16 protein-coding genes and 1 other RNA gene are annotated in these 15,422 nt (G+C 65.4%); 10 read left to right on the top strand and 7 right to left on the bottom strand.

All coding sequences use genetic code 11. From position 1 onward, the window contains the following. The first annotated feature begins 221 nt into the window (after window positions 1-221). Window positions 222-1,586 (top strand): AmpG family muropeptide MFS transporter, encoded by a 1,365-nt coding sequence (locus AC0L30_RS23520; protein WP_473405302.1) that lies wholly within the window; start codon window positions 222-224, stop codon window positions 1,584-1,586. Between the two features lie 130 nt (window positions 1,587-1,716). Here AC0L30_RS23520 and AC0L30_RS23525 read toward each other — a convergent pair whose 3' ends face one another. The 5 genes from AC0L30_RS23525 to ffs all read right to left on the bottom strand — a co-directional run bounded on the left by AC0L30_RS23525 (window position 1,717) and on the right by ffs (window position 5,147). Then, window positions 1,717-2,154 carry a hypothetical protein gene (locus tag AC0L30_RS23525; RefSeq protein WP_007597700.1) on the bottom strand — a complete coding sequence of 146 codons (438 nt, stop codon included), beginning with the start codon at window positions 2,152-2,154 and terminating at the stop codon, window positions 1,717-1,719. Window positions 2,155-2,180: 26 nt separating this feature from the next. Next, window positions 2,181-2,783: a recombination mediator RecR gene (gene recR, locus AC0L30_RS23530; RefSeq protein WP_007604678.1), complete on the bottom strand. Its 603-nt coding sequence runs from the start codon at window positions 2,781-2,783 to the stop codon at window positions 2,181-2,183. 1 nt (window position 2,784) lies between these two features. Further along, the gene (locus tag AC0L30_RS23535; protein ID WP_007597704.1) at window positions 2,785-3,114 is read right to left on the bottom strand and encodes a YbaB/EbfC family nucleoid-associated protein; all 330 of its coding nucleotides are present in this window, start codon (window positions 3,112-3,114) and stop codon (window positions 2,785-2,787) included. Window positions 3,115-3,138: 24 nt separating this feature from the next. Next, a complete protein-coding gene (locus tag AC0L30_RS23540) occupies window positions 3,139-4,956 on the bottom strand; it encodes a DNA polymerase III subunit gamma/tau (protein ID WP_473405303.1) in 1,818 nt (605 codons plus the stop codon). Window positions 4,957-5,050: 94 nt separating this feature from the next. Beyond that, an RNA gene (ffs, locus tag AC0L30_RS23545) (signal recognition particle sRNA small type) lies at window positions 5,051-5,147 on the bottom strand. Window positions 5,148-5,340: 193 nt separating this feature from the next. Here ffs and AC0L30_RS23550 point away from each other — a divergent pair. The 9 genes from AC0L30_RS23550 (at window position 5,341) to AC0L30_RS23590 (ending at window position 12,932) form a co-directional block, all read left to right on the top strand. After that, a complete protein-coding gene (locus tag AC0L30_RS23550; protein WP_473405304.1) occupies window positions 5,341-6,186 on the top strand; it encodes a transporter substrate-binding domain-containing protein in 846 nt (281 codons plus the stop codon). Window positions 6,187-6,409: 223 nt separating this feature from the next. Next, complete coding sequence (locus AC0L30_RS23555) at window positions 6,410-7,072, top strand: amino acid ABC transporter permease (RefSeq protein WP_354126963.1); 663 nt, start codon at window positions 6,410-6,412, stop codon at window positions 7,070-7,072. Beyond that, window positions 7,069-7,866: an amino acid ABC transporter ATP-binding protein gene (locus AC0L30_RS23560; RefSeq protein ID WP_354126964.1), complete on the top strand. Its 798-nt coding sequence runs from the start codon at window positions 7,069-7,071 to the stop codon at window positions 7,864-7,866. The genes AC0L30_RS23555 and AC0L30_RS23560 overlap by 4 nt, the downstream gene beginning before the upstream one ends. Then, window positions 7,866-8,621 (top strand): SDR family NAD(P)-dependent oxidoreductase, encoded by a 756-nt coding sequence (locus AC0L30_RS23565; protein ID WP_007597709.1) that lies wholly within the window; start codon window positions 7,866-7,868, stop codon window positions 8,619-8,621. Before AC0L30_RS23560 ends, AC0L30_RS23565 begins: the two co-directional genes overlap by 1 nt. Continuing rightward, the gene (locus tag AC0L30_RS23570; RefSeq protein WP_473405305.1) at window positions 8,618-9,745 is read left to right on the top strand and encodes a muconate cycloisomerase family protein; all 1,128 of its coding nucleotides are present in this window, start codon (window positions 8,618-8,620) and stop codon (window positions 9,743-9,745) included. Before AC0L30_RS23565 ends, AC0L30_RS23570 begins: the two co-directional genes overlap by 4 nt. Before the next feature lie 278 nt (window positions 9,746-10,023). Continuing rightward, the gene (locus tag AC0L30_RS23575) at window positions 10,024-10,443 is read left to right on the top strand and encodes an HIT domain-containing protein (protein WP_007597711.1); all 420 of its coding nucleotides are present in this window, start codon (window positions 10,024-10,026) and stop codon (window positions 10,441-10,443) included. Window positions 10,444-10,454: 11 nt separating this feature from the next. Further along, a complete protein-coding gene (nudC, locus tag AC0L30_RS23580; RefSeq protein WP_473405306.1) occupies window positions 10,455-11,393 on the top strand; it encodes an NAD(+) diphosphatase in 939 nt (312 codons plus the stop codon). An 8-nt stretch (window positions 11,394-11,401) separates the two neighbouring features. Next, entirely contained in the window at window positions 11,402-12,355 is a 954-nt protein-coding gene (locus AC0L30_RS23585) for a sugar kinase (RefSeq protein ID WP_473405307.1), read from the top strand. A 67-nt stretch (window positions 12,356-12,422) separates the two neighbouring features. Next, window positions 12,423-12,932 carry an Lrp/AsnC family transcriptional regulator gene (locus AC0L30_RS23590; protein ID WP_354126968.1) on the top strand — a complete coding sequence of 170 codons (510 nt, stop codon included), beginning with the start codon at window positions 12,423-12,425 and terminating at the stop codon, window positions 12,930-12,932. Between the two features lie 144 nt (window positions 12,933-13,076). Here AC0L30_RS23590 and AC0L30_RS23595 read toward each other — a convergent pair whose 3' ends face one another. Together AC0L30_RS23595 and AC0L30_RS23600 are read right to left on the bottom strand one after the other, a co-directional pair. Continuing rightward, window positions 13,077-14,576, bottom strand: a complete 1,500-nt coding sequence (locus AC0L30_RS23595; RefSeq protein WP_354162476.1) for a phosphomannomutase/phosphoglucomutase — start codon at window positions 14,574-14,576, stop codon at window positions 13,077-13,079. 189 nt (window positions 14,577-14,765) lie between these two features. Beyond that, complete coding sequence (locus AC0L30_RS23600; RefSeq protein ID WP_473405308.1) at window positions 14,766-15,275, bottom strand: TIGR02281 family clan AA aspartic protease; 510 nt, start codon at window positions 15,273-15,275, stop codon at window positions 14,766-14,768. Window positions 15,276-15,422: the final 147 nt, after the last annotated feature.

Consider the following 15,422-nt stretch of genomic DNA (forward strand, 5'->3'; position numbering starts at 1 on the left):
CCCCCCCCCCCCCCCCCCCCCCCCCCCCCCCCCCCCCCCCCCCCCCCCCCCCCCCCCCCCCCCCCCCCCCCGCCCGCGCGCCCCCCCGCCCCCCCCCCCCCCCCCCCCCCGCCCCCGGGCCCCCGGGGGCCCCCCCCCCCCCCCCCCCCCACGACACCTCCTCTTTGGCCGGCAGGAGCGACACCTCACTTGTGGCGGCCAGAATCTGCTAACACCCACCCATGACCGCACCCGACGCGACCTCCCCCGCCAGGCCCGATACGACCCCCACCTCCTGGCGTGACAGCCTTGCCGTTTACCTGCAACCGCGGGTGCTAATCGTGCTGTTCCTCGGCTTCTCGTCCGGGCTGCCGCTGGCGTTGTCGGGCTCGACGCTGCTGGTGTGGATGCGGGAATCCGGCGTCGATCTCAAGACCATCGGGCTGTTTGCGCTGGTCGGCACGCCCTACACGCTGAAATTCCTGTGGGCGCCGCTGGTCGATGCGATGCATGTGCCGCTGTTCACGCGCGCGTTCGGGCGGCGCCGCGGCTGGCTGCTGTTCTCGCAATTGCTGCTGATCGTCGCGATCCTGCTGCTGGCGCTGACCGATCCCGCGCGCTCGCCGTTCTATGTCGCGCTCGGCGCATTGCTGGTGGCGACGGTCTCGTCGACGCAGGACATCGTGGTCGATGCCTTCCGCGTCGAGAGCCTGCCGGAAAGCGAGCAGGCCGCCGGCATGGCGTCCTATGTCGCGGCCTATCGCATCGGCATGCTGGTCTCGACCGCCGGCGCGCTGTTCATTGTGTCGGGCTTCGAGAGCACCGGCATCACCCGCACGTCCGCCTGGATGTGGGGCTATGTGGTGATGGCGGCGATGGTGCTGATCGGGACGATCACGGCGCTGGTCGCGACCGAGCCCGAGCAGTCGGTGCGGGCGGAAGCCGCGACGCAGACGCAGACCGCGTTCGCACGCGTGCTGCACGCCGCGATCGGCGCCTTCTCGGAATTCCTGACGCGCAAGGACGCGCTTGCCGCACTCGCCTTTGTCGTGCTGTTCAAGTTCACCGACGCCTTCTCCGGCACGATGACCGCGCCGTTCGTGATCGACCTCGGCTTCTCCCGCAACGACTATGCGGCGATCGTGAAGGGCGTCGGCCTCGCGGCGACGCTGATCGGCGGCTTTGCCGGCGGCTTCGTGGCGCGGCGCTATTCGCTTGCGAGCAGCCTCTGGATTGGCGGCGTGGTGCAGGCGCTGGCGAACCTCTCCTTCTCCTGGCTTGCCTTCGTCGGCACCAGCCAATGGGCGCTCGCCTTCGCCATCACTTGTGAGAACTTCACCAGCGCCATCGGCACGGTGATCTTCGTCGCCTATCTCTCGGCGCTCTGCCAGAACCCGCTGCACACGGCGACGCAATATGCGCTGCTCACCGCGCTTGCCGCGGTGGGGCGGACCTATCTCTCGTCAGGCGCCGGCTTCGTGGCTGATACCACCGGCTGGCCGCTGTTCTTCGTGATCTGCATGCTGGTGGCGATCCCGAGCCTGGTGCTGCTGGCCTGGCTGCAGAAGCGCGGGCATTTTGATGCACTGGGGCCGGTGAGGGTTTGACACTGCCCTCTCTCCTCGTCATTGCGAGCGAAGCGAAGCAATCCAGACTGCCGCCGCGGACACGATCTGGATTGCTTCGTCGCAAGAGCTCCTCGCAATGACGAACGGAGAGGGTAGCGCGCCCACCCCGCTACTGCTTCTTGATCAAACTCCACTTCGTGATCACGGCCTCGCTCATCTGGCCGGGATCGCTGGCGCAGGCGATCTCGTCGACCTTGACCGAGATCTCCTTGCCGGCGAACGTCTTCAGCTGCGCGGCCTGGGCGTCGCCGCTGGGAACGAGCTGGAAGGTTTCGGGTCCGGTCTCGAGATTGCACAGCCCGCTCGGCGGCGGCAGGCGGCGCGGCTCGGAGGTGATCTGGTAGGTCGCAACCCGCTTGCCGACGTTCTTGACGTCGCGCACTTTCATCGTGTTCAGCTCGCCCGACAGCACCTCGCCGGCATTGATCGGCTTGCCGGGCTTCGACGGCGGCGGAGCCCCATCGTCCTGCTGCGCGGAGATGGCCGGCGTCGCCAGCATCGTCAGCGTCGCGACCAAAGCCCATCGTGTGGCGAAAAGTTTCGTCATGTCGTCCGTTCCGTGAGTCTGGATGGCTAGAACAGGGTACGCTGCCGCATCGCGGCCGATAGCGTGCCTTCATCGAGATAATCAAGCTCGCCGCCGACCGGCACACCATGGGCGAGCCGGGTTACTTTTACGTTGGCGTCCTGAAGCAGGTCGGTGATGTAATGGGCCGTGGTCTGGCCGTCGACCGTGGCATTCAGCGCCAGGATGACCTCGTGCACCTGCGCTTCATGCGCGCGCGCCACCAGCGCTTCGATGGTGAGGTCCTGCGGACCGACGCCGTCGAGCGGCGACAATGTCGCGCCCAGCACGTGATAGCGCCCTTGAGTGGCATTGGCCCGCTCCAGCGCCCAGAGATCGGCAACGTCGGCGACGACGACGATGATCGAGGGATCGCGCCTCGGATCGGTGCAGACCGTACAGGGACTTTGCGTGTCGATGTTGCCGCAGGTCTTGCAGACCTGGACCTTCTCGAGCGCGACCTGCATGGCCGAGGACAGCGGCATCATCAGCGCTTCGCGCTTCTTGATCAGATGCAGCGCGGCGCGCCGCGCCGAGCGCGGGCCGAGGCCCGGCAGCCGCGCGAGAAGCTGGACCAGCCGCTCGATTTCAGGACCCGCAACAGCGCCCATCCTACTGGCCGAACAGCCCCGACAGCCCCGGCGGCAGGCCGAGCCCGCCGGTGAGCGACTGCATCTTCTCCTGCATAGCGGCTTCCGCCTTGCGGCGGGCCTCGCCGAACGCGGTGACGAGCAGATCCTCGAGCACTTCGCGCTCTTCCGCCTTCATCAGCGAAGGATCGATCTTGACGCCCTTGACGTCCATCTTCGCGGTCATGCGCACAGCGACGAGACCGCCGCCGGAGATGCCCTCGACCTCCACGTTGGCGAGCTGATCCTGCATCTCCTGCATCTTGGATTGCAGCTGCTGCGCCTGCTTCATCATGCCGAATATATCGACCATCGGTGCTGTCCTTGAAAATCGGCTCTAGAGATCGTCGCCGTCGGAACCGTCGGGCGGATCGTCACTGCCATAGTCGGCATTAATATCGGATTCCGGCGCCTCGGGGGCAAGCCTGCGGACCTCGACGACCTTCGCACCCGGAAAACGCGACAGCACCTCGCGCACGCGCGGATCGGCCTCGGCGGTGCGCGCATGTTCCTGCTTGGCCGCCTGGTTCACCGAGCGCAGCGTGGGCTGGCCCGGCTCGTTGGAGACGATCACGGTCCAGCGGCGTCCGGTCCAGAGCTCGAATTTGCGCGCGAGATCGGAAATCATGGTCTTGGAGGCGTTGGGCTCGAGCGCGACTTCCAGCCGGCCTTCCTCGAAACGGACGAGGCGCATGTCGCCTTCGAGCGCGCCCTTGGTCAGGAGGTCGCGCTTCTGCCCGGCCAGCGCAACGAGCTGGGTGAAGCTCGTGACGCGCAACACGGGCGCGGCAGCTTGCGGATCCGGCGCGGGCGTTGCCATCTGCGGACGGGCACCACCGCCGCCGAAGGAGGACGGCGACGATGTCGGAATGCGAACTGGAGCCGCGGACGCCACCGGCCCGGCCGGCGCGCTGCGCGTGGCACCGCCGCCGCTCACGACCGGCGAACCGCCGCCGTTCTGCTCCAGCATCTTGATCGCTTCGTCCGGCGTCGGCAGGTCGGCGACATAGGCGATGCGCACCAGCACCATCTCGGCGGCAGCCGCGGGCCGCGTCGCGGCCTGCACCTCGGTGATGCCCTTGAGCAGCATCTGCCACATCCGCGACAGCACGCGCATCGAGATCTTCGAGGCGAAATCCCGTGCGCGCACACGCTCGGTCTCGCCATAGGCGACGTTGTCGGCGGTCGCCGGCACGATCTTCACGCGGGTGACGAAATTGACGAATTCGGCGAGATCCGAGAGCACGACGATCGGATCGGCGCCGACGTCGTATTGGTCGCGGAACTCCCTGAACGCGGATGCGATGTCGCCACGCGCCAGAGAATCGAAAAGATCGATGACACGGGTGCGGTCGGCGAGCCCCAGCATCTGCCTGACGGCATCGGCCTTCACGGTGCCCGCCGCATGCGCGATCGCCTGATCGAGCAGCGAGAGCGAATCGCGCACCGAGCCTTCCGCGGCGCGCGCGATGATGCCGAGCGCTTCAGGCTCGATCTCGACGTTTTCCTTGGCCGCGATGTTGGCGAGATGCTTCATCAGCACGTCGGCCTCGACGCGGCGCAGGTCAAAACGCTGGCAGCGCGACAGCACGGTCACCGGAACCTTGCGGATCTCCGTCGTGGCGAACACGAATTTGGCGTGCTCCGGCGGTTCCTCCAGCGTCTTCAGGAAGGCGTTGAACGCCGCTGTCGACAGCATGTGGACTTCGTCGATGATGTAGACCTTGTAGCGGGCGCTGGCCGGCGCGTAGCGGACGCTGTCATTGATCTGACGAACGTCGTCGACGCCGGTATGCGAAGCCGCGTCCATCTCCAGCACGTCCATGTGCCGGCTTTCCATGATCGCCTGACAATGCACGCCGAGCGTCGGCATCTGGACCGTCGGGCCCTTCACCGAGCCATCCGGCATCTCGTAGTTGAGCGCACGGGCAAGGATGCGCGCAGTGGTGGTCTTGCCGACCCCGCGGACGCCGGTGAGGATCCAGGCCTGCGGAATGCGGCCGGTCTCGAACGCATTGGAGACGGTGCGGACCACGGCCTCCTGGCCGATCAGATCGTCGAATGAGGAAGGACGGTATTTCCGCGCCAGCACCCGGTAGGGCGTGCTGCCCCGGCCGGCGCTGTCAGGATTGGGAGAGGCGCCAGCGTCGGTCATCGGTCGATCCGCAATGAAGTGTCTTTCGGCCGGCTTTGCGGAAAGGAGCGCGCTGGCGGCCCGAGCCGCCGGCGCAATTCGCTCGGAAAAACAGGTAGGAGACTGACGAGCGACCCGATCCGGACCTCGTTAGGGCTGCTTCCTTCCGGACCTGACCCGGTTGGCGAGTGGCTCGTCCACCGCCAATCTCCCGGTCCCTATTTGGGGCCAAAAGGCCCGGAAAGCAAGCGGGTATCAGCTTGAACCGGCTGGGCTTCGTGGTGGCTTGCCCAGCATCCGGGCAATTCCCGGTCTGCCTAGCCGATAGGCTGTGCTTTCACTGCCGGAGGCGCCTTGGTAAGAACGCTGCCGGAACCCCTTCCAACAGAAAAGCGATTGATCCCAATGGTTACACGTCGTGATGTTGCATCGATTGTCGGACTTGGCGCGATGGCTGCGGCGACGCTGGCCTCCCCGGCCGTGGCGCAGACCGCCGATTCCAATGAATCGACCTTCGCCCGCATCCGCCGCACCAAGAAGATGCGCATCGGCGCGGTCGGCGGCGGCGCGCCCTATTACATGAAGGATCTTTCGACGGGCCAGTGGAAGGGATTTTACTTCGACATCGCCAAGGCGCTTGCCGAGGACATGGAGGCCGAGCTCGAGATCACCGAGACCACCTGGGGCAATTCGGTGCTCGACCTGCAGTCCAACAAGATCGACATCTTCTTCGGCCTCAACCCGACTCCGAAGCGTGCGCTGGTGGTCGACTTCTCGGTGCCGGTCTTCAACAACGCCTTCGGTATCCTCTGCAAGAAGGACTTCAAGCCGAAGAGCTGGGCCGAGCTGAACTCGCCCGACGTCAAGATCGCGGTCGACCAGGGCTCGTCGCACGACCAGGTCGTCAGCCGCCTGACGCCTAAGGCGCAGATCTCGCGGCTGAAGACTGCCGATGACGCCACCGCCGCGCTGCAGACCGGCCGCGTCGACGCGCAGTGCCTGATCACCATGCTGTCGCTGACGGTATTGAAGAAGAACCCCTCGCTCGGCCAGTTCGTGCTGCCGACGCCGATCTTTGCGACGACGTCGAACGCCGGCTTCCGCCGCGAGACCGACAAGACCTGGCGCGACTACGTCAACACCTGGATCGACTTCAACAAGGGCCTCGGCTTCATCCGCAACGCGATCATCACCAATATGGAGCTGGTGGGCGTGACCGAGGCGGACATCCCGCCGGGCGTGTCGTTGTAAGGTATGCTGAATTTGGATCGGGCTGGATCCCCGAGCGCCTGTGCTCCCCCTCTCCCGCTTGCGGGAGAGGGTTGGGGAGAGGGTGTCTCCTCTAGGGAGACTCCCCAAGAGGATAGAACCCTCACCCGTCGCTTCGCGCCGACCTCTCCCGCAAGCGGGAGAGGTGCACCGAGCATGCGGCTCGACTGTCTTCAATTCGCGCGCGACTGAGGTCCAAGATAATATGTATCAGTGGGATTTCGGCATCCTCTGGAGCTATCGCTGGCTCTTTCTCAACGGGCTCGGCGTCACCGTTGGCTTCACGTTGGTCATCGTTGTGCTCGGCCTCGTCTTCGGCCTGTTCGGCGCGTTCGGGACCCTGTCGCGCTTTCGCGCGGTGCGCCTTCTCGCGCTCACCTTCATCGAGGCGTTCCGCTGCACGCCGATCCTGGTGCAGCTGATCTGGTTCTATTACGCGCTGCCGATCCTGGCCGGCGTCGAGATGACGCCGATCACGGCCTCGGCGCTGGCGCTCTCGCTCTATGGCGGTTCGTTCTATTCGGAGATCATCCGCGGCGGCATCATCTCGATCGATCGCGGCCAGTCCGAAGCCGGCGCCGCGCTCGGCATGACCCCAGGCCAGAGCATGCGGCGCATCGTGCTGCCGCAGGCGATCAAGCGCATGATCCCGGCGCTGATGAACCAGTCGATCATCCAGTTCAAGAACACCTCGCTGGTCTCGGTGCTGGCGGTGCCCGACCTGGTCTATCAGAGCCAGGTCGCCGCCCATGACAGCTACCGTCCGCTGGAGACCTACACCGCCGTCGCGGTTGCCTATGCGGCGATCCTGATTCCCCTGACCATCATGGTCCGGCGCGGCGAGAAGCGACTGGCGGTCGGCGAATGAGCGACACCTCTTCCAAGATCGAGATCCGGGCGCTGCGCAAGAGCTTTGGCAGCAACGAAGTCCTGAAGAACATCAGCCTCGATGTCCCCAAGGGCGGCGTCGTCGCGCTGATCGGCCCGTCCGGCTCCGGCAAATCGACGCTGCTCCGCTGCATCAACCTCCTGGTGACGCCCGACGGCGGTAGCGTCCGCGTTGGCGACACGAGCTTTTCGTTCGGACAAGGCACAAAGCTGCCCGACGTGAAGACGCTGGCAGGATTCCGCGCCACCACCGGCATGGTGTTCCAGCATTTCAACCTGTTCCCGCACATGACGACGCTCCAGAATGTGATGGAGGGACCGGTCACGGTGCGGCGCATGGCCAGGGCGGACGCCGAGAAACTCGCACGAGCGCAACTCGTCAAGGTGGGCCTTGCAGAGAAGGCCGACCAATATCCGGCAACGCTCTCCGGCGGACAGAAGCAGCGCGTCGCGATTGCCCGGGCGCTTGCCATGGAGCCGGACGTGATGCTGTTCGACGAAGCCACCTCCGCACTCGATCCCGAGCTTGTCGGCGAGGTGCTCGCCGTGATCCAGCAGCTGGCGTCGGAGGGCATGACCATGGTGATCGTGACCCACGAGATCGCCTTTGCCCGCGAAGTCGCCGACCGTCTGATCTTCATGCGCGACGGCGTCGTGATCGAGGAAGGCCCGGCGCGGCAGGTGATCGACAATCCAAGAGAAGCTGCGACCCGCGCCTTCCTTAGCCATTTCCACCGCACCGGCGCATTGCCGCCGGCCACAACGGCATCGTGATGTCCGATATCAACCGCGTCTATCTCGTCACCGGCGCCGCCAGCGGCATCGGCCGCGCCACCGCAAGACTGCTCGCAACGCCCGGCACGGCGCTGCTGCTCCACACGCGCTCGAACGCAGAGGGTCTCGACGTCACGGCCGCGGAAGCCGAAGCGCAAGGTGCGATCGTCGCAAAATGCCTCGGCGATCTCGCCGAGGAGGCCGCGGTCACCGACGCCCTCGCCGCTACGCAAAGCGCCTTCGGCCGGCTCGACGGATTGATCCTGGTCGGCGGCCATGCCCGCCGCGGCAGCGCCATCGGTACGCCGGCGGATCAGTTCCGCAAGGCGATGGATGAATCGGCGCTGGCGTTCACGCGGTTGGTGGACGCCGCGCTCCCGCTGCTGCGTGCGGGACGAGATGCGCGGATCGTGGCAGTGTCGTCGTTCGTGGCGCACGCGATCCGGCCGGAGTTCGCACCCTTTGCAGCGACGGCCGCGAGCCGCTCCGCGCTCGAAGCGCTGGTGCGCCTCACCGCAGTCGAGCTCGCCGGGGAGGGCATCACCGTCAACGCCGTCGCGCCGGGCCTGATCATCAAGGACAAGCCCAGCGAAAGCCGGCTGTCACCCGAGCAGATCGCGGCGACCGAAGCACTGATCCCGATGAATCGCCGCGGGCGGCCGGAGGAAGTGGCCGAGATCATCGCCTTTCTGGCCTCCCCAAAAGCATCCTACGTCACCGGCCAGGTCTGGCACGTCAATGGAGGCCTGACATGACCGAAGCGACCGTCGCACGTCTCAGGCTGTTCCTGATCGAGAGCCCGATCAAGATGGCGCGCCTCCAGGGCGTCGGCAACGTCAAGGGCACGGTGAAACGCGTGCTGCTCGAACTGACGTCGAGCGACGGCGTGATAGGCTGGGGCGAGGCGGCACCGTGGGAAGTGTTCACGGGAACGCCGGAAGCGGCCTTCGCCGCGCTCGACATCTATTTGCGGCCGATCGTGATGGGCAAGTCGGTGCGTCGCATCCGCGCGCTGATGGCCGAGCTCGATCGTGCCTTGGTCGGACATGCCGAAGCCAAGGTCGCGATCGAAATGGCGCTGCTCGACATCGTCGGCAAGTCCTCGGGACTTTCGGTCGCTGACCTGCTCGGCGGCCGCGTGCGGGACACGATCCCGCTGTCGTTCTCCATCGCCGATCCGGATTTCACTGCCGATCTCGAACGCATGCGGAAGATGGTTCCGGACGGGAACGTCATCTACAAGGTCAAGACCGGCGTGAAGCCGCATCGCGAGGATCTCGATCATCTTGCGGCGATCCGGAAAGAATTCGGCGACAAGGTCGATCTTCGCGTCGATTACAACCAGGCGCTGGCGCCGTTCGGCGCGATCAAGATCCTGCGCGACGTCGAGCAGTTTGCGCCGACCTTCATCGAACAGCCGGTGCCGCGCAAATATCTCGACGTGATGGCGCAGCTCACCGCGGCGCTGGAGACGCCCGTGCTCGCCGACGAAAGCTGTTTCGACCGCCGCGACATGATGGAGGTGGTGCGCCGCGAGGCGGCCGATGCCGTCTCGATCAAGCTGATGAAGGCCGGCGGCCTGTTCGAGGCGCAGGCGATCATGGCGATCGCCGACATCGCCGGCCTGCCTGGCTATGGCGGCACGCTGTGGGAGGGTGGCATCGGACTTGCCGCCGGCACGCAGCTGATCGCAGCGACGCCGGGGATCTCGCTCGGCTGCGAATTCTACATGCCGCATCATGTGCTGACCGAGGACGTGCTGGAAGAGCGCGTCGCCAATCGCGGCGGCCACGTCGTGGTCCCCGACGGCCCCGGTCTCGGGATTCGTGTGAGCGAAGCCTCGGTCCGCGCCAATGCGCGGGTGCTGGCGGAGGCGTAAAAGCACGCCCCCACCGTCGTCCTGGCGAAAGCCAGGACCCATTACCCCAAGGAGAAGTTTGTGGCACGAAGTCGGTAAACCCGGAATCTTCGCCAAGCCCAATCCTGTGGTAATGGGTCCTGGATCTGCGCTGCGCTTGTCCAGGACGACGATCGCGTATGCGGCCCCTGCGGAGCGCCATCCTTCCCCTATCGGAATCGCTGTCGTATGGTCGGAGCAAATATTCAGGGGTTCCGCCCCGCCATGCCCGATTCCCGTCGGGCCATCCGGAAATCTTCATGCCCGAACCCGCCTGGTCGCTGCACTCCCGCCTGAAAGAGGACACCATCGACATCGGCGATTTGCCGCTGTCCAAGGTATTGGTCATCAAGGACGCGCATTATCCCTGGCTGCTGCTGGTGCCGCGGCGCGCGGATACGGTCGAGATCATCGACCTCGACGAGGTGCAGCAGGCGCAATTGATGACCGAAATCTCCCGCGTCTCGCGCGCGCTGAAGGAGATCACCCAATGCGACAAGCTCAACATCGCGGCACTGGGCAACCTCGTGCCCCAGCTTCACGTCCACATCATCGCGCGCCGCACCAGTGACGCCGCCTGGCCGCGGCCGGTCTGGGGCGTGATGCAGCCCTTGGCGCACGACGCCACCGAGGTGCAGAGTTTCATCAGCGCGCTTCGCCGCAAGATCTGGTTGGGTTGAAAGAACAAGAAATGTCAGCATTCGACTCGTTTCCGCTGGGGCAGCCGGCCTTCGTCACCAACATTCTCGACCGCGCCGCGCATCTGCGCCGCGACGACGAAAAGCTGTTCGCGATGGAGCAGAAGCCGTCGTCGCGCGCCTATGTGGTCTACCGCGACTCGCTGCTGGTGAAGCGCGAAGGCGACAAGGTGCGCGCACTGCTCGGAATCGACGAGGCGCTGAAATGCGGCGCCAATCCCGGCACGATCTTCTTAGGCTTGCGCGACGGCGCCGCGATGTTCGGCATGGGCCTCTCGCAGGCCGCGTCCGAGAAGCTGATCGGGCGCGAGGACTACGCGCTGAGCGAGCTGCGCGGCATGGCGACGCAGGGCGCGGTGCCGCCGCAGGAGCTGTCGGCGATCGCGATGGCGAAGTCGATGGTGAGCTGGCATCAGCGCCATGGTTATTGCGCCAATTGCGGCACGCGCAGCGCGATGAAGGAAGGCGGCTGGAAGCGGGAGTGCCCGAGCTGCAAGGCCGAGCATTTCCCGCGCACCGATCCCGTCGTGATCATGCACGTCGCCTCCGGCGAAAGGTGCCTGCTCGGCCGCCAGAAGCAGTTTCCGCCCGGCATGTATTCGTGCCTCGCCGGCTTCGTCGAGGCCGCCGAAACCATCGAGGACGCGGTACGCCGCGAGATCCTCGAAGAATCCGGAATCCGCTGCACCGACGTGCAGTATTACATGACCCAGCCCTGGCCCTATCCGTCGTCGCTCATGATCGGCTGCAGCGCGCGGGCCGTGAGCGAGGACATCGTCGTCGATCATTCCGAGCTGGAAGATGCGCGCTGGTTCACGCGCGAGGAGGCCGCCCTGATGCTGACGCGGACCCATCCCGACGGGCTCGCCGGTCCGCACCCGTTCGCCATCGCCCATCACTTGCTCGGCCGCTGGGTGCACGACAAGAGCTGAGACCGCCGATGGCGCACTCTGTGATCGCGCCGCGCATCCTCTGCATCGGCATTCCCGTGCGCGACCTGACCTTTCGTGTCGAGGCAGTGCCCGCGCGCGGCAGCAAGGCCAACGCCACGCACCTTGCGGAGATCTGCGGCGGCAATGCGCTCAATGCCGCGATCGCTATCGCGCGGCTTGGTGGCCGCGTCTCCTTCGCCGGCCCCATGGGCGATGCCGGGGAGACCTCGAGCCGCTTCATCCTCGACCGGATGGAAGCTGAAGGTATCGAGACCACACACATCGTCCGCATGCCGGGACTCGCGACGCCGGTGTCGGCGATCATGATAGAGCCCTCGGGCGAACGCACCCTCACCATCTACCGCGATCCTGCGTTGTCGACCGTGCAGCTGCCGGACGCGGACGCGCTGCTCGCCTATTGCCGGGCGGTTCTCGTCGAAAGCCGCTGCGCCGCGTTCGCGACTTCGCTCTGCACTGAGGCACGCCGGCGCGGCATTGCCGTCGTCGTCGGCGTCGACCGCGCGATGTCGTTGCAGGACGGCCTGCTCACGACCGCCTCGCATCTGCTGTTCGCCAGCGAACAGGTGCAGGAGACCGCCGGCATCTCCGATGACGGCGATGCGTTGAAGCGCCTGGCCGCGCTCACGCCCGCCTTCCTCGCCGCCACCCGCGGCCCGCGCGGCACGATCTGGCTGAACGAGAGCGGCGAACTGGAGCAGACGCCGGCGGTCCCGGTTCAGGCGGTCGATACGCTCGGCGCCGGCGACGTCTTCCATGGCGCTTTCACGCTTCGCCTCGCCGAAGGCGGCGGCGTGCGGGAGGCGCTGCAATTCGCCGCGGCTGCCGCGGCGCTGAAATGCACCCGTCACGGCGGCGGCCTGGCCGCTCCGCAACGCGTTGAAGTTGAAGAGCTTTTGAACATGCCGCGCGGGACGACGCTCGGACGGATGCCGAGATTATAGACTTGCTATAGAAGGATTTTCTCTATATCAGGAAAAACGACCCTTGATATGGAACAAAGTTCTTCAAATGACCGATCTCGCCGTCCCGCTCCCCGAGACCAGCCGCCGCCTCGACGCCATCGACCGCAAGATTCTGATGGTGCTGCAGGATGATGCCTCCCTCTCCGTCGCCGAGATCGGCGACCGCGTCGGCCTGTCCTCGACCCCCTGCTGGAAGCGCATCCAGCGCCTGGAAGCCGACGGCGTGATCACCAAGCGGGTGGCGCTGGTCGACCAGAACAAGATCGGGCTCGGCATCTCGGTGTTCGTGTCGGTCGAGAGCTCCGACCATTCCGACGCCTGGCTCAAGAAGTTCGCCGAAGCCGTCAGCGCCATGCCCGAGGTGATGGAGTTCTATCGCATGGCCGGCGACGTCGACTACATGCTGCGCGTCGTCGTCGCCGACATGCAGGCCTATGACGTGTTCTACAAGAAGCTGATCAGCGCCGTGCCGCTGAAGAACGTCACCTCGCGCTTCGCGATGGAGAAGATCAAGTCAGTCACCGCGCTGCCGATCCCGGCTGTGGTGGCGGGTTAAGGCTCACCACACGCAAACTGTCATCGCCGGCTTGACCGGGCGATCCAGTATTCCAGAGACGACGATGGGGTACGGATGAGCCGCGGCGTACTGGATGCCCCGGTCAAGCCGGGGCATGACAGCAAGTGAGGCTAGCCTCGCACCTCAAATCTTCTGATTGTACTCGCCGACTTCGGGATGGGTGCGCAGCACGCTGTTCACCATCTCGAACATGTCGTGCATGCGCTGCTCGGAGACCGGGCTCTCGACCACGACGACGAGTTCGGGCTTGTTGGAGGAGGCACGCACCAGGCCCCAGCTGCCGTCCTCGACCGTGACGCGAACGCCGTTGACGGTGACGAGATCGCGGATCGACTGGCCGCCGATCTTGGCGCCCTTCGTCTGCAAGCCCTCGAAGTGCTTCACCACCTTGTCGATGACGCCGTACTTCACCTCGTCGCCGCAATGCGGCGACATCGTCGGCGACGACCAGGTCTTCGGCAGCGCGTTCTTGAGATCGGCCATCGACTTGCCGGGGGCACGATCGAGCATGTCGCAGATCGCGAGCGCCGACACGAGACCGTCGTCATAGCCGCGTCCATACGGCTTGTTGAAGAAGAAGTGGCCGGACTTCTCGAAGCCGGCGAGCGCACCCGTCTCATGGGTGCGGCGCTTCATGTAGGAATGGCCGGTCTTCCAATAGGTGGTTTTTGCACCCTGCTTCTGCAACACCGGATCGGTGATGAACAGGCCGGTCGACTTCACGTCGACGATGAACTGCGCGTCCTTGTGGATCGCGGACATGTCGCGCGCCAGCATCACGCCGACCTTGTCGGCAAAGATCTCCTCGCCGGTGTTGTCGACCACGCCGCAGCGATCGCCGTCGCCGTCGAAGCCGAGGCCCACATCGGCCTTGTGCTGCAGCACCGCGTCGCGGATCGCATGCAGCATCTCCATGTCTTCGGGGTTCGGATTGTATTTCGGGAAGGTGTGGTCGAGCTCGGTGTCGAGCGGGATCACCTCGCAGCCGATCGCCTCCAGCACCTGCGGCGCGAACGCGCCGGCGGTGCCATTGCCGCAGGCCGCGACGACCTTGAGCTTGCGCTTGAGCTTCGGACGGCTGGTGAGATCGGCGATGTAGCGCGCCGGATAATTCTCGTGGAATTGATAGGAGCCGCCGGCCTTGTTCTTGAACTCGGCGCCCAGCACGATCTCCTTCAGTCGCGTCATCTCGTCCGGGCCGAAGGTCAGCGGGCGGTTGGCCCCCATCTTCACGCCGGTCCAGCCATTGTCGTTGTGCGAGGCCGTGACCATGGCGCAGCAGGGCACGTCGAGGTCGAACTGGGCGAAATAGGCCATCGGCGTCACCGCGAGCCCGATGTCGTGCACCTTGCAGCCTGCCGCCATCAGGCCGGAGATCAGCGCATATTTGATCGAGGCCGAATAGCCGCGGAAATCATGACCGGTGACGATCTCCTGGCTGACGCCGAGCTCCGCGATCAGCGCGCCCAACCCCATGCCGAGCGCCTGGATTCCCATCAGGTTGATTTCCTTCTGGAACAGCCAGCGCGCGTCGTATTCGCGAAAGCCCGTGGCCTTCACCATCGGCTCGGATTCGAAGGCATAGGTGTTGGGCAGCAACACGGATTTCGGCTTGGGGAACATGGAGACGGTCTCGTGAAAAAGAGCCAGATTTGATGCAGCCTTAGCGAATGCCGGGCTGCAGCGGAAGGCGGGAATGGCAGCTTATGGATGATAATTGCGGCAGTTTGGTAACGGGAAAATCTAACCGCGAGAGCGGTCGGAATAGAGATTTTCTTGAAATATGCGGTCGCTGGAGCCTTTGGGAGACCCTTACTGCTCCAGCACCATCTGACCGTTGGCGTACTCAAAACGTTTGAGGCGGGAGAGGAAGGAGAGGCCGAGGAGGTTCTCGGACAGCGCCTCGTCGGGCAGCACCATGGCATCGACGTCACGCACAACGAGGCCGCCGACATCGAGCATGGCGATGCGGGTGCGCGCGGCCTTGATGGTGCCGTTGGCGGTGGAGACGGTGGCGTTGTAATCGCCGCGCGAGGGACGCAGGCCGAAACGGGCGGCCGAGGTCTCGTTCAGCGCAACCACGGAGGCGCCGGTGTCGACCATGAAGCCGATGCGCTGGCCTTCGATCCGGCCTTCAGTCTGGAAGTGGCCGCGGCCGTCGCGAGGGATGTTGAGGCTGCGGCCGCCGGCCGGCGCGATGGACGCGACTGCTACCGTGCGCGGCACCGACGTCGCCGAGGCGGAGCTCATCCTGTCCGCCATCTGCGCCATGAAGGTGCCGAGGCCGATCATGATCGCCGCGAAAATCATTATGTTACGCATCACACCAGTTCCGAGCCGGAAGGCTCGATTTCACCACGCGGCAGGCCTGTCCGCGAGCGACGCTGCGGCCAGAGCTGTGCTATTTTGACGAAAAGGATGAGCGGACGGTTAATGCGCCGGTGTCGCAGATACGGCATATCCTCATCC

This window comes from Bradyrhizobium sp. MI1.11 (assembly GCF_055811255.1).